The organism is Limnobacter humi, from assembly GCF_024518835.1.
In the GTDB taxonomy this organism is placed as follows: Bacteria; Pseudomonadota; Gammaproteobacteria; order Burkholderiales; family Burkholderiaceae_B; genus Limnobacter; species Limnobacter humi.
On record NZ_JANIGO010000005.1, the window covers coordinates 127,184 to 141,085 of the forward strand.

Genomic DNA, 13,902 nt, shown 5'->3' on the forward strand with positions numbered 1-13,902 from the left:
CGTCATGAAAGACGCCAGCCCCAAGCCAGCCATTGTGCTGGTTCGTCGACAAAGTGACGATGAGGTTCCCAAGCCCTTTGGTGCCTGGAAGCTGGCCTATGCCGACTTCGTGACCGCCATGATGGCCTTCTTCCTGCTGATGTGGCTTCTGTCTTCTCCGCGCCCGTCTGACCTGGCCGGTTTGGCCGATTACTTCACGCTCAGCAAGCCCACGGCCACACAAGCCAAGGGGCAGTCTGCATCGCAAAGCGACAGCAAAAAAGACACACAAGGTGGCAAAGCCCGCGAGCAGGACAAAAAAGAGGCGGCCAAAGAGGTCAAGCCTCAATCCAGCATGCTGGAGATGGCCCGGCAAGAACTGAAGATTCAGCAAGAGAAGGCCGATCAGCAGCGCCTGGAAAACCTCAAAGACCAGCTGCAGGCCATGATCGACAAAGACCCCAACACCCGCCCGTATCGAGACCAAATCAAACTCGACAACTCGGTGGAAGGTTTGTTGATTCAGTTGATTGACGGCGGCAAGCGCCCGATGTTTGATTCGGGCAGCGCCAACCTGCGCCCCTACGCAGCCGATATTCTGGGGCGCCTCACCCAAGTGCTGAACCAGGTCGACAACCGCATGACGGTGACTGGACACACCGACGGCATTGCCTTCTCCGCCCGCGGTGGCACCTATTCCAATTGGGAATTGTCTTCCGACCGAGCCAATTCATCGCGCCGCGCCATGGTGAGCAGTGGCCTGCTGGAACAAAAAGTGATTCGCGTGGTGGGCATGGCCGACGCCAACCCCATGGTGGAAGACCCGGCCGACCCGGTTAACCGCCGCATTGAAATTTTGGTGCTCACCAAAAAAGCGGAAGTGGATTTGCTGAAGCGTCGAATACTGGAAGGCCTATGAACAGCAACGACAACAAGGAAGATGTGAGTTTTCTCGAATCACTGCCGCGAATCGACAAGTTCACCGGCATTCGCGAAAGCGAGCCATTGCCGCGCAACAATGCGTTCAAGGATTCGCTTCCCCTGCAAGGCACCACCGTCCTGATTCTGGACCGCAGCGCACCCTCCACCAAGCATTTGAAAGATGAACTGGCCCAAATGGGCAGTACGCAGTTTGATGTGGTGAACAACCCGAACGATTTTTTCCGCTACGTGCTGGAGCGCAATTACGACTTCGTGTTTTGTGACTACAACATTGACGAACGCCGCAATGGTGCCGTGGTCATGGAAGAACTTCGCACCAAGCAGGCCGCCCATTTTGGCAGCAGCATCATTGTGGTGTCGGGCGACCGCTCCTCCAGCGCGCTGGTGGGCATGATGGAATTTGAACCCGAAGCCTTCCTGATCAAACCCTTTTCTGCCGAAGAGTTGTCCAAGCGTGTCATTCGCATTCATGCACGCCGCATGGTGCTCAAGGCCGCCTTAAAGGCCAAGCACTACAAACAGTACGACGCCGCCTTGGTGCTGTGTGATGAAGTGCTGCGTGACTTTCCACAATACGACAAGGATGTATTCCGCCTGAAGGTGGAGGTGTTGCTGCAGGCCAAACGGCATGATGAAGCCGAAGCCCTGTTGAAAAACCACACCTCGCTGCAGGCACCCGGCTGGATCGACCTCACCTTGGCACGCTTAAGCCGCATCAAGGGCGACAAAGGCGAAGCGGAAAGCTGGCTGCGCAAAGCCATCACCTATGCCCCGCACTTCATCCAGGCGCATGACGAACTGGCCGATTTACTGATCGAGTCCAGCCGCGTGGAAGAGGCACTCAGTGTGCTGGAAGGCTTGAGTGCGGTGGTTGCACCCTCCATCAAGCGCTTGCGCTGCTTGTCCGAACTGGCCGACCTGCAAGGCTACGATGACAAAAAACGAAATTACCTGAACCGGCTGATTGACCGCACGGTGGGCACCACCCTGGTGTCGGCCAACGACTTTTACCGCCTGGCCCAAGCCCAAATCGACAACCAGCGCCCCGATGAGGCCTACAAGGTGTTGGGCCGCATGCGCAGTGTGATTGATGCCGCGGAAGCCGAGATGGCCGAAAACCTGCTGATTGTGTACGGCCACTACCTGAACAACGATGTGGAGCGCGCCAGGGCCGACCTGGAAGTGGTGGTGAAGAAACAAATCAGCAAGGGCATTCAACTGTGCACGGAAGGGCGCATTACGCTGATGACCCTGTGCGCCCGTTTGGGCTTGTTGAAGAAAGCAGAGTCGCTGCGCCAGCAGTTGCTCAAAACCACCGCCAGCACCGCCACCGTATTGCGCATTCACCGGGCCATGCAAACACCCGCAGCACCGGCGAAAGCAGCATACTGACCTTTCCAGCCTGGGCTTTAGCCCTGCTGTTGCTGTTGCAGGGCACCCAGGCGCTGGGTTAGCAAATTCTGGCTACTTTGCAGGCTGGAAATGCTGGCATCCAGTGCCGAGAACTGCTTGAACAGCCGTTCCTGAATGCGGTCCACCCGTTTGTTGAATTGAATGCGGTCATTGTCAATGCGGCGAATGGCCGCGTTCAGTGAATCGCTGCGCTGGGCCAGTGGGCCTGCAATGCCGGTGAGGTCCTTCAGCACCTTGTCCAAATTGCTCAGCAAGCCCGTGTTGCCGCTGCTGGTACTGCCCAAAATGTTCACAGCGCCATTGGGGTCGCTGGCCACCAGTGCATCCAGCTTGGCGCTGTCATCCAGCACCATCAAACCGGTTTTATCAATCTTGATGCCCAAGTCGCTCAGGTATTTTTGGGTGCCACCCACATCTGCACCGGCGGCCAACACCCGGCGAATGGACTGTTCAATTTGACCGGGCAGGCTTTCGCTGGACAGCTTGGCGTCCTTGTCCTGGTTGGCCTTCAGGTTGCCAACGGTTTTGTTGTAGGTGGTGATGAAGTCGGCAATTTTTGACTTCACGGCGGCATTGTCCACACCAAAGGTGCCGGTGATGGTGGCGGTGGCCGCGTCCACCTTCAGCGCCGCAAAGCTCAAGCCAGCCACTGCATTGTTGAACTGGTTGCTGCTGCTGGCCACGCCAATGTTGCCATTCACCACCGCTTTGGCGTCTTTCGCGGCCGACACCTGGGTCACATCCCCCGCACTGCCCACGGCCGGGTCAAACAACAAAGCCTCCAAGCCATTGGTGGGGGCACCCCCGGCATCGCCAATCTGAAAGGCCTGTGCTGTGCCCGTGCCCTTACTTTCAATCACCAGGCGCTTGTTGGGTGTGCCAATCACATCGTCCACTCGGGCGCTGATGCGGGTTTTCAACGTGGTGTCGGCATTGATGGCGGCGGCAATGTCACTCAAGTTGTATTCGCCACTGGCATTGGCCGTGAGCGCCAGGTCCACAGTGGTGCCATCGCTGGTAAACGCTCGGCCAGTGTCTGCATCGGCCACGCCATTGGCATTGCTCGCCAGTGCACCAAAGGTAAATCGAAGGGTGCCTTGCGTGCTGGCCGCCACGCCAGTGGTCAACTTGCCGGCGTTGTAGCCGGTGGTTTGCACCAACTGCTTGGTGGCCAACTGGTTCACCTTCACCGTGTAGGTGTTGTTGGTGCCGTTCACCAACGTGGGGGTCACAATCTCGGGGTTGGTATTTTGGGTTTTTTGGGTGCCCGCAGCCAGCTCCCGAATTTTTTTGGCAGCGTCCTGCAGGCTGGCCAGGTTGCTTTTGATCAAGCCAAACTGGCTAATGCGGTCTTTGTAGTCCGCCTGTTGCTGGGTTTTGGGCGCAAACTTGGCCCGCTCCAGGTTCACCAATTGGCCCACAATGCCATTGATGTCCAGGCCCGAGCCCAAGCCGTTTGCAGTAATCCCCATGCTTAGGCACCACCCGCGTCAGAATCTTTCAACATGCGGGCCACCATGTCTGCATTCACATTGGCTTGGGCTTTCAGCGCGCTGTCTCGCTGGCCTTGCATGCTTTCCCCCAGTTTGCCCAGCACGCGCTCCAGCCCCTCGCGGGTGCCCAGGTCGGCCTCGGCTTTGCTGCTGGCCGCACTCACCGTGCTGGTCAGTTTCTCCAGCCGTGTTTGCGCCTTGTTCAACGCCTCGTTCACCAGGCTCACGGCTTGCGCCAGTTGTTTCAGTTCGGTTTGGCCAGCCCCATCCAGGCCTTGCTTGGCCACCTTGGCCAGCACCGCCACCGCTTCCACCACATCGGTAAAGTTGGCCGTGTCGGAATTGGCCAGGCGCCGTTGCACATCGGCCAGCTCTTGCTCGGCCCGCACATTGGCCAGTTCGCTCAGCAGGCGCAGGGATTTGTCACCGGCCTTTTTGAGGGTGTCGTCGCTGGCTGGGCCACCTTCACCCAACAGCAGTGGGCGAATTTCCTGAAAAGCGCTGGTGGCTGCCTGAAACACGCTGCGTGCACCTTGCAGTTCTTTCAGGAACGCATTGGCCGTGTCCACCTGTTGGCGTTTTACGGAGCTGAGTTCCACCGTGCTCTCGCTGGTTTGAGCGCGAACAGCCGCCCCCGGGTTCCCCTTGTTCACTGGGGCCTCCGCGGAAAAAGGCTTGATCAAGTTCAAACTGTTCTGGCTCACGGCGCTGCTCAAGGTGGTGTCGGTGCTTTGCGGCATAGTCGTTTCTCCATGCAATCAAGCCAACTTGCACAAGGCGTGGCTCAACCCATGTTGCAACCTCACTGTGGAATACGGCTCAAGGGAATGTGAACTTTACAAACACCACCCTACACCGCAAACACAGCCGTGCCACAAAAGAAATCGGGCCAAAACCAGGGTTTTGACCCGAAAAGCTGCTGTATACAGCCCCAAGGCGGCGGGTAACCGCCCGGGGTTTGCTGCCGCGTGTGGATTAACGCAGCAGGGACAGTACGCCCGATGGGATCTGGTTGGCCTGGGCCAGCACAGAGGTACCAGCCTGCTGCAGAATCTGCGCACGGGTGAGGTTGGCAGTTTCCTTGGCAAAGTCGGCGTCGATGATGCGACCGCGGGCGGCGGACAGCGAGGTGCTGCTGGTGTCCAGGTTGGCCACCACAGAGTCCAGGCGGTTGATGCCGGCGCCGAGGACGGAGCGCTGTTTGCTCACTTCGTTCAGGAAAGTGTCCAGCTTGGTGATGGCCGCGCGGGCTTTGGTGCCGTCGGAGCCATCGATGGCTGCGCCGGACAGGTAATTTGCATCAGTGAAGTTAGTGCCGTTGCTAACCAATTGGATGGACAATGCGCCGACTTTCACCGAGGTTGTTCCGCCTGTGGCCAATGTATTTGGAACACCAAGCCCACCAGCACCGCTGAGCACAATGTTTCCGATATCGTTAGAACCCGCGCCAGTGTTGACGCCGGTGACTGCGTCACCAATTGTATTTCCGTTTCGATCTAAAAAATTGACTGTTGCTGTACCGTCACCAGTCCTCGTTGCTCTCAAATCTGCACGGCCATCGCCATCTAGGTCAAACGTAGAAGAGTCGCCATCAGCAGCCAGAACTGCTGTTCCATCGACCACACCTCCGAGATTATTGGCTGTCGTGGATTTCAGATCATTCAGTGTAAGGGTTGTTGTATTGGCATCGTTCGGCGTTGTACTAGACGTCGTTGTGGAAAATGTGTTGAAGGCGCCCTCGATATCACCGAGTTTAACAATCAGGCTGTCTGTGCTGTTCGCGCCAATCTGCACATCCAAATCCAATGCAGTGGTTGTCAGAAGCTTGATGCCGTTGAAGTTGGTGTTCTGAATGATGCTGGAGACGTTGGATTTCAATGCATCATATTCTTCTGTCAACTGATCGCGATCTGCGGAGGTCAGTGTACCCGTCGATGCCTGAACAGCCAGTTCACGCATGCGTTGCAGGCTGTCAGTCACAGAGCCCAATGCGCCTTCAGCCACTTCCAAGGACGAAATGCCATCATTGCTGTTGCGTTTGGCCACTTCGAAGCCACCAATTTGCGCGCGGAACTTTTCGGAAATGGCCAGGCCGGCTGCATCATCCTTGGCGCTGTTCACACGCAAGCCTGACGACAGGCGTGCAATGGCGGTGCTCAGTGCGGCACCGGATTTGCTCAGGTTGTTCTGTGCGAACAAGCTGGCGACGTTTGTATTAATTCCTGCCATGTTAACTCTCCCGTTGATCTGTCTGTTTGGCGTTGTTGTCGAGGGGTTTTCTCCCCCTTGTTACCCTGTTACGGGGGTAGGGCAACTGAACTTTATTTTTGTAGACAACCGGTGGAGTGGGTAGGCTCCCTGCGCCGTTGCTGGTGTTTTGGCGCAGGGGTTGGGTTGGAGCAGTTCAGGACACTTTGGTATTCAGCTTCCCAGCTTTCACAGTGAATCGCTCTGTGCCTTTTGGAATTTGCTCGCTCACATACCGGCCGACCGTAATCGGATTGCCTTTCTTGGTGTGTACGGTGGCCGTCTCCAGTTTTACTTTCCGGGCTTTCGCATCGGTTGCTGTCATGCCAATCGAAATGTCGGCAGACCCGCGTTCATCCGCAACCTTTTCCGCCAACGCTTTTAATTTGCCGATGGCTTGGTCGTATTCGGGCAGCTCTTTGGTTGAAATGGGCAAATCCAAACTCACCGAGTCAAAAGCCTTCACGGATTTTTTCTCTTTGGTTTTGGGGTCTTCCGCCACAACATCCACAGTTTTCACGGCAGACATTTTGGGTTGTTGATTGGCAGGCAGCGCAGCGTAGGCTTGCACAGCCTCACGCTGTGCTGCCTCAGCCGCATCAATTTCCGCTTGGCGTGCCTTTTCATAACCAGCCAAACCACCGAGCAGTGCGCCTGCAGCGCAACCCACTTTGGCATCCTTGCCCATCAGTTCAGCAAGAATGGCTCCGCCCAGGCAACCCAGGGTTGCGCCGGCCGCTGCTGCTTCGGTTTTTGAAGCGGGTGCTGTTGCTGTGGTTGATCCATCGGGATTGCTGTTGGTTCCCGGTGCTGCGCAGGAAACCAACAACAACGACGTGGCCAATGCCATGGCCGATTTACAAAAGTTAACTGTCATACGAATCTCAAATAAGTAAACAATGGTGTTATTGGCGCAGCAAATCATCCAGACTGCGGTTCGCTTGTTTCAATTTGGCTTTGTCTTGCTGGCTTGGCGTGTTGGTTTTGGGTGCTGTTGTGTTAGCCGTGGTCACCGCTGCACGGCTTGGTTTTGAAGCCGGCAGCTGAGCTGGCTCAGCCTGTTCAACAACCGGTGCCGTGGTTTTGTTGCCCAGGCCGATATTCATCACCAAGGCAATCAGCAGCACAATGGCCACTGCGCCGCCCATTATCAGTTTGGGGTTCACCGGTTTGCTGGGCACAGTTTCAATGACGGGCACCGGGGCAGGTGCTTCCACAGCAGGTGTGACGCTGGTGTGGGTTGGCACGGTTTCTGGTGCAAGGGTTGCAGGTGCGGGTGTTGCTTGTGTTGCTGGTGCTGACACCACAGGGCGATCACCGCCGTAAATGCAAAGGAATAGCCACATCAATGGCCCGAACAACAGAAACAGCACCACCAACACAGGATGTAGCCCAGCATCACGACACCGTTTGATCGACAGTGCAATCGATGCCCACAGCAGTGAGCCGTACATCAAAAACCCCAGCAAAAATGAAAAACCAAGACCGCCAAACGAACCTTTCACGGCGCCTGCAACAGCGCCTGCAAACACCATGAAATAAATGGCCATCACAACGAGGTAATAGCTGAGTGTGGCAACCAGGTAACGTGAGCGGCTGACGGTGCCGCTGAATGAAAATAAGGTGTTGAACATAGAATAGAGCCAGAAAAAAGGTCAATAAAAAAGCGTTGCACGCACTGCGATACAAACGCTTTGCAGACTAAGTCATAAACAAAAATGCCGAAATCGGAAATGTGATAGTGCAAAAGTTTCTGGTATTCAAAAGTTGTCACTCAATTCTGGTATTTCAGTGAAAGAACGAAGCCCACAGAATCTGTGGTTCTAAAAATCACAACAATTCGTCAACAATGATTCACCTTTCTTTCGGCAAATTTGCAGTGGCCGCACTGTCTGCAATTCTGGTTGTTCAAGTGGCTGTTGGTTCAACCACGGCATTCCAAAAAAAATCGGGTGGTACCTCCCTTGCAGTGCCCCAACCGGAAAGCCTGACAGCCGATGAACGTGTCGTATTCATTGAGATGGCACCCGTGGCCGGTGCAACAGCACAAGCCAGCGTGGTGCGCGCCAACGTCGAGCAGTTGTTGGACACACTTCGGCTTCAAGCCGTTGTGGGTGGTCGGCTTTTGCAACGGTTTTGGTTGGTTCAATTGCCCACTGTGAATACGCGGGCCGAGTTACAGTCGGCGGTGGAACGCCTGCGCAACATGCCGGGTGTGGTGTCCGTTTCTGAGAACCGCCGGTACAGCCTGCACCAGTTTAACGACCCGGGTTACACACCCCAGTTTGCGTTGTACACCGGCGCCAGCGAATCCACCAGCAACGTGTACAACAGCCAGTTTGTTCGTGTGATGGAACGCACTGCCAAACAAACAGACCGCAGCGTGCGCGTGGCGGTGTTGGATTCCGGTGTGGTGGCCAATGGTGATTTGGCGGGTCAGTTCGACGTACAGGCCAACTTTGTAGAGGGGGTGCCACTGGACACGCAGGCTGGGCGCTTGAATTACAACGCCGCCTTGTTTCCCAATGCCAGCGAGCCCGCCAACTCAGGACCCAATGGCATCGAGCCGTTCTACCATGGCAGCAAGGTGCAATCGCTCATCAACGCCAGTCGAAACACGGTGGGTGTTGCCGGTATCAACCCCGATTTCAAGGTGTCCCAAATCCGGGTGCTGTCTGACACCGGTGGCAACAGCCTCGCGGTGATGCTGGGCTTGGTGTGGTCCGTCGATTTGTATGAGCGATTTGTTCAGGAAGACCGGCAAGACACACAACACGATTTTTTTCCGGTGTTGCCAGCCAATGCCAAACCAGCCGACGTCATCAACCTCTCACTCGGCGGTCAGGGCACCTGTACCCAGTTTGAACAAGCCGCCATCGACTTTGTGAACAACAACACCCAAGCGCTGATTGTGGCAGCCGCCGGGAACGATGGTTTATACGGCTCAACCAGGGTGCCCAGCTCGCCAGCCAATTGCAATGGTGTTATTTCCGTCGGCGCAGCCACCACCAGCTATGGCAGCGCCACCTACAGCAACGTGAGTCCGGCGTTGATCACTGCCACATTGGGCGGCGAAGGTGCGCGCGCAAACCTGCTGCCAGTGACCGACCCCAGCATCAATGCCAACAGCAGTGGTTTTTCCTACGCGACCGGTACCAGTTTTTCAACACCGCTGGTGTCTGCCGTGTTGGCCAGTGCCGTCAAAATTGGCTTGTTACAAAGCATGAGCAATCGACAAGCCATCATCAATGCCTTGAAGAGCACGGGGTACGAATACCAAGATCAGCGAGATTTTTGTGGTGCCAACACCCAACCCAGCAACAACATGCGCCCCTGTGGCACCATTTTGAACACCGTGGAGTTTTTGAAGACAGTGACCGGTGAGGATTTGCTGGCTCAAGCTGCACCTGTGGCCCCGTCGCCTGGCTCATCGAATGCGCCACCGCCGCCTTCAACGGTTGAACCGGATCAACCCTCGGTGACAGCGCCCGATGCCGGGTCAGAGGCTGGTGGGCAAAACCCACCAGAATCACGCAGTGTGCAGTTCACCGGTACAGTGGACAATGTCGACCCATTGTCTGTTCAAATGACAGCCAATGACAGTGCTGTGGCTGCCAATACGTACGCAGTGTCTTACAGCCCCGACAGCAAGTCCTTTTTGGTCACCGTGTCGGTGCCAGGTGCCTACACGTTGCGGTTCCAGGCTGACCGGGCCGTTCAAAGCCAAAACTATCAACCTGCAGCAGCAGGACAGTCCACTTTTGTGTCCAATATCACGCTGGACCCAAACACGCGAAACATCGCCGTGAGTGACCCAACGCTACAGCCCAGTGGTAGCCAGGCAGCAGCCCCTGCACCCTCTTCATCGGGTGGTGGCGGTGGTGGTGCCTTGCGGTTTGCCGAGTGCTTGGTGTTGCTGTTGGGGCTGTGGGGTGTTCGGCGCGCCCGTGTTGGGCGCTCATCGCCTTGTTCTGGATGTTGACTCACCGCAACGGCGGGTACTCCCGCTTGCAGCTTTCAAATTCCACCAGTTGCATGCCCGGCAGTTGAAGCCGCAGGTCGTCTTTCACCTTGGCCATGGCCGACAACAGGGTGCGTTCCAGCACCCGGCACGTCACCCGGGCCATGCCCGAGTCGGCATCGCCTGCCTGTTCAATTTCCAGTGTGTAGGCAGGGTCCAGGGGGCGGATCTGCTGGGTGTCGCCTTTCAATCGCACCCTTAATAGGTAAGTCAGCATGGGTGGTAACGGGGTTCAAACAACCTCGTTGTATACCAATCCAGCGCACACAACAATCCGTAAAGTTTGGTGCAGCAAGGCGATTGTCCGCATTGCGCATGGGTTAAAAGCGTTCAGTGGTGTCATGTGTCGGGTAGGCGAGGCTGCCGCCAATCTGACACACTATTTTTGACCTGAAAGTCGCATCCTGCTGTATTCTTTAAATCAACAATTAAAAATATTTAATCTTTTGCCATGCTGAGTTTAATCACTGTCCACGCGCTCTCATAGCCTCGGTTTGCCGGGCTGTGCGGGGGTGTTTTTTTCCGGATGTTGTTGTATGTGGTACCCAGCGCCAGTGTTGTTGAAAGCCAATGTCCCATTACTGTGGAGCCAGTCGTGAATTCGAAGCATGCTGTGCTGTTGGTGGGTCACCCAGATGACCAGTTGAGCTAGTTAAGCACCCATTGTCACGCCTTGGGCTTGCACCCGGTGCCCGTCGAGTCGTATGGCAAGGCCTTGGGTTTGGTTCAAAGCGGTGTGTCCCATTTGTTGATTGGTCATTGCCCGCCCCATTCAAGCGAAGCCTTCCAGTTTGCCGAGCAGGCCCGTCAGCTCAAGCTGCCCCGTTACACCTACATGATCCTCACCGTTCATGAAGATGATGACGCCGTGCGCCAGCAGGCGCTCACCCACCATGTGGATGACGTGCTGCCCTTGCCGTTGCAAAGTGTATCCCTGCGTTTAAGCCTGCTGAGCGCCCGCCGCGTGTTGGGCTTGAACAAAGAGTTACTGGCCATCAACGACGAACTGCCCCAAGTCCGCAAGGCGCTGGACAAGGAGCTGTTCATCCTTCGGCAACTGCAATTGGCCATGATGCCGGCCCATGGTCAAAAGGTGGACCAAGCGTCGGTGTACATGTATTCCAAACCATATTCGGTGGTCTCTGGTGACCAGTGTGGTGTCTTCTCGGTCGATGAAGACACCTGGGGTTTTTACATGGTCGACGTGGTTGGCCACGGCATTCCCGCCGCCATTCGGGCATTGGGCTTTGCACGGTTATTCAGCCTGGAGCCACATCAAAGCGCCTTGTTTCATGAACGTGAACATGAACACCAGGCGCCCCGCCTGAGAACACCCGGTGAAGTGCTGTCGGTGCTCAACATGGCCTACCAAACCACCGATGAAGACCATGCTTACCTGTGCGCCATGTATGGTCTGTTCAAGCCTGCCAGCGGCACACTCAGCATCAGCCTGGCCGGTATGCCCAGGCCTTGGGTTCTTCATCAGGACGGTGGGGTGAGCTCAATCGGTGAGCCTGACATGCCATTGGGTCTGTTTCCCGACCATCAATACACCACCCAATCGCTCACCTTACTGCCCACCGATCAATTGTTGATGGCTTCAGATGGCTTGGCCGATGTGTTTCGCGCTGGTGATGAACATGAACTGTTGGGCATGGAAAATCTGGATGCCTGGATACGCCAGTACCCCGGGCGCCACTTGCGCACGCTCATCCAGAATGCCCTGTTTTACCTGCAGGCCTGGGCTGAAAAACCAACCCATCAACTGTTCTCGGATGATGTCACCATCCTGGGCATTGACCTGTATTCGCAGAACACCCAACTGGTGTCGGTGGACGTGTTGTCGGATGCTGGTCAGAACACACCGGCTGACGCACCGCAGGCCACTGCGGGTGGAGCCAGTCTCGCTGGCGTCAACCCGGCGCCCAGCCTGTTCAACCCCACCTACAGCAAAGCCTTGGTGGTGTTCGACTCCGACGACTTGTTCGAGGCTTTGGCTGCGCAGCTTCGCGAATGCGGGGTTGCTGTGCAGCGCGTGCGTTCCAACTATTTCATGCGGGTTGGTGACCCCATTCTTCGCGGTGTGGACATGGTGGCCATTGAATGCGCCGATGGAACCCTCAAGGGCTCCAAGTGGACGCAGTTGGCACGTGAGTTCATACCCGACCGCTGGGTGTTTGTCATGGCTTGCCAAGGGCCCGGTGAATTCCGCCAGGCCAGCGACTTGATCCACCTGGGTGCGGATACCTTCTTGCAATTGCCGTGCAGCCAGCGAGAACTTCGCTTCGTCCTTCAAAAAAGTGCATGGCATATTCAGTTGCTGAAGTCGCTGCCCGAGCAGAGAAAGCAATTGTTGCAATTGCGTGAAGAAATTGATCAGGACATGCAGAAGGTGGCACGCATGCAGCGCAACACCTTGCCCAAACCCATGGCTCAGCTCCACAACCTTCAGATGGACTGGGTGTACAAGCCAGCCGGGTATGTGTCCGGCGACTTCATTGGGGTGTTCAAAATTTCAAAATCGGTGGTGGGGTTTTTTAACCTCGATGTAACCGAGCAGGGTGTGCTGGCTGCCGTGAAAGGTTGGTCGTTGGCCAGGTTGCTCACCGGGCTTTACCGGGACTCCACCTCCGCAGAATCCACCACGGTAGACCCCTTAAGTGGCTTGGGCCCGATACGTTCGCCATCGGAGGTGTTGCGCTTGTTGAATGCCACCGTGATGGGTTTTCCGGCTGCATACCGATTCAACTGCTCCATGGTGTATGGCTCTCTAGACTGCGAAACCGGACAGGGGGTACTCAGCAATGCCGGGCATCCGGACTGTGTGATTGTTCGTCAGGATGGATACTCCAAGATGGTGGGCAGTTGTGGGCCACGCATTGGCGAGAATGAGTCTGAAACCTTCACCGATGCACACTTCACGCTCCAGGCGAATGAGCAGTTGCTGATGTTCTCGGATGGGTTGTCGAAAACCCTGTTCGAGAATGATTTCCCCATGCTGCAGGCGGGCAAAACACAACGCCTGTTGGCCGAGTTGTACGCCCAAACGCAGGCCCAGCTCAGCGAGCAGATTGAACAACGGTTGAACAACATCAAGCCGACCATTGCCCGTGACATTTCCATGCTCTCGATTGGCTTGAGCAGCATTCCGGCCCAGTGTTCGCCTGCTGCACCAGTGCCCGCTCAGCAGGCGAAACCCTTGCCTTCGCCCAGGGTTTAGTCTTTGAATACCGACAGTCGGGTTAAATCCTCGATGACTTTTTTTCCGCTGGCGGTCAGTTGAAGTTCGGTGTGTTCGTCGCCGCTGCCCAGCAATTGCAGCAAGCCATGCGCTGGAATGGTGAGGGCATGGGTGTCGCCGCGGTCGGCGTTTTTGCCGCTGCGCACCGGCTTCATGGCAAAGCCCAGTTCAAGGGCAACCCGCGCGGCTGCATCGCCTTTCAAGCCCAAAATGGTTTGCCATTGGGCATGGGTGGTTGTTTTCCCTTCCGACTGCCGTTGTGCCACCAGCAGCATCACCATGGCCGATTCAAACCCAAGCTCGGGTAAACCTTTGCGGCGGAAAAAGCCGAGCAACCCCATCACCTGAAACAGCTTGGTCTGGTCCCGCTCATTGAATTCATCGAAATACCGGTACCTGGACCGCAAGCCCGAGATGCGTTGATCCGCGGCCAACTGTTCATTGGATTCCGGTGTACCAAAGGTGCTCAGTGTGTTCATGCTCGACATTCAAATGCCCTGTTTTTCGGGGATTTCGTTTGTGTCATTTCTTCTCAAACACTTTACGCTGAACTTCACATTGCACAA

General features: G+C 56.1%; 11 protein-coding genes. 4 read left to right on the forward strand and 7 right to left on the reverse strand.

Translation table 11 applies throughout. From position 1 onward, the window contains the following. Positions 1 to 4 precede the first annotated feature (4 nt). Positions 5 to 898, forward strand: a complete 894-nt coding sequence (gene motB, locus NQT62_RS13875) for a flagellar motor protein MotB (protein WP_256765332.1) — start codon at positions 5 to 7, stop codon at positions 896 to 898. Beyond that, positions 895 to 2,313: a tetratricopeptide repeat protein gene (locus NQT62_RS13880; protein WP_256765333.1), complete on the forward strand. Its 1,419-nt coding sequence runs from the start codon at positions 895 to 897 to the stop codon at positions 2,311 to 2,313. The genes motB and NQT62_RS13880 overlap by 4 nt, the downstream gene beginning before the upstream one ends. Positions 2,314 to 2,330: 17 nt before the next feature. Here NQT62_RS13880 and fliD read toward each other — a convergent pair whose 3' ends face one another. From fliD to NQT62_RS13905, 5 genes are all read right to left on the reverse strand, one after another. Beyond that, complete coding sequence (gene fliD / locus NQT62_RS13885) at positions 2,331 to 3,806, reverse strand: flagellar filament capping protein FliD (protein ID WP_256765334.1); 1,476 nt, start codon at positions 3,804 to 3,806, stop codon at positions 2,331 to 2,333. A 2-nt stretch (positions 3,807 to 3,808) separates the two neighbouring features. After that, the gene (locus NQT62_RS13890; protein WP_256765335.1) at positions 3,809 to 4,567 is read right to left on the reverse strand and encodes a hypothetical protein; all 759 of its coding nucleotides are present in this window, start codon (positions 4,565 to 4,567) and stop codon (positions 3,809 to 3,811) included. Between the two features lie 235 nt (positions 4,568 to 4,802). Then, on the reverse strand, positions 4,803 to 6,056 hold the full coding sequence (locus NQT62_RS13895; protein ID WP_256765336.1) for a flagellin N-terminal helical domain-containing protein: 1,254 nt from the start codon (positions 6,054 to 6,056) through the stop codon (positions 4,803 to 4,805). Positions 6,057 to 6,231: 175 nt separating this feature from the next. After that, the gene (locus NQT62_RS13900; RefSeq protein ID WP_256765337.1) at positions 6,232 to 6,951 is read right to left on the reverse strand and encodes a hypothetical protein; all 720 of its coding nucleotides are present in this window, start codon (positions 6,949 to 6,951) and stop codon (positions 6,232 to 6,234) included. A 28-nt stretch (positions 6,952 to 6,979) separates the two neighbouring features. Then, positions 6,980 to 7,708 carry a DUF805 domain-containing protein gene (locus NQT62_RS13905; protein WP_256765338.1) on the reverse strand — a complete coding sequence of 243 codons (729 nt, stop codon included), beginning with the start codon at positions 7,706 to 7,708 and terminating at the stop codon, positions 6,980 to 6,982. Positions 7,709 to 7,923: 215 nt separating this feature from the next. Here NQT62_RS13905 and NQT62_RS13910 point away from each other — a divergent pair, with 215 nt between their 5' ends. Continuing rightward, positions 7,924 to 10,056, forward strand: a complete 2,133-nt coding sequence (locus tag NQT62_RS13910; protein ID WP_256765339.1) for a S8 family serine peptidase — start codon at positions 7,924 to 7,926, stop codon at positions 10,054 to 10,056. A 1-nt stretch (position 10,057) separates the two neighbouring features. Here the strand turns inward: NQT62_RS13910 and NQT62_RS13915 are convergent, their stop codons facing one another. Beyond that, complete coding sequence (locus NQT62_RS13915; protein WP_256765340.1) at positions 10,058 to 10,312, reverse strand: hypothetical protein; 255 nt, start codon at positions 10,310 to 10,312, stop codon at positions 10,058 to 10,060. A 456-nt stretch (positions 10,313 to 10,768) separates the two neighbouring features. Between NQT62_RS13915 and NQT62_RS13920 the strand changes: the two genes are divergently transcribed. After that, a complete protein-coding gene (locus NQT62_RS13920; protein WP_256765341.1) occupies positions 10,769 to 13,315 on the forward strand; it encodes a PP2C family protein-serine/threonine phosphatase in 2,547 nt (848 codons plus the stop codon). Here the strand turns inward: NQT62_RS13920 and NQT62_RS13925 are convergent. Then, the gene (locus NQT62_RS13925) at positions 13,312 to 13,815 is read right to left on the reverse strand and encodes a hypothetical protein (RefSeq protein WP_256765342.1); all 504 of its coding nucleotides are present in this window, start codon (positions 13,813 to 13,815) and stop codon (positions 13,312 to 13,314) included. The two genes, NQT62_RS13920 and NQT62_RS13925, sit on opposite strands and share 4 nt — an antisense overlap. Positions 13,816 to 13,902 lie beyond the last annotated feature (87 nt).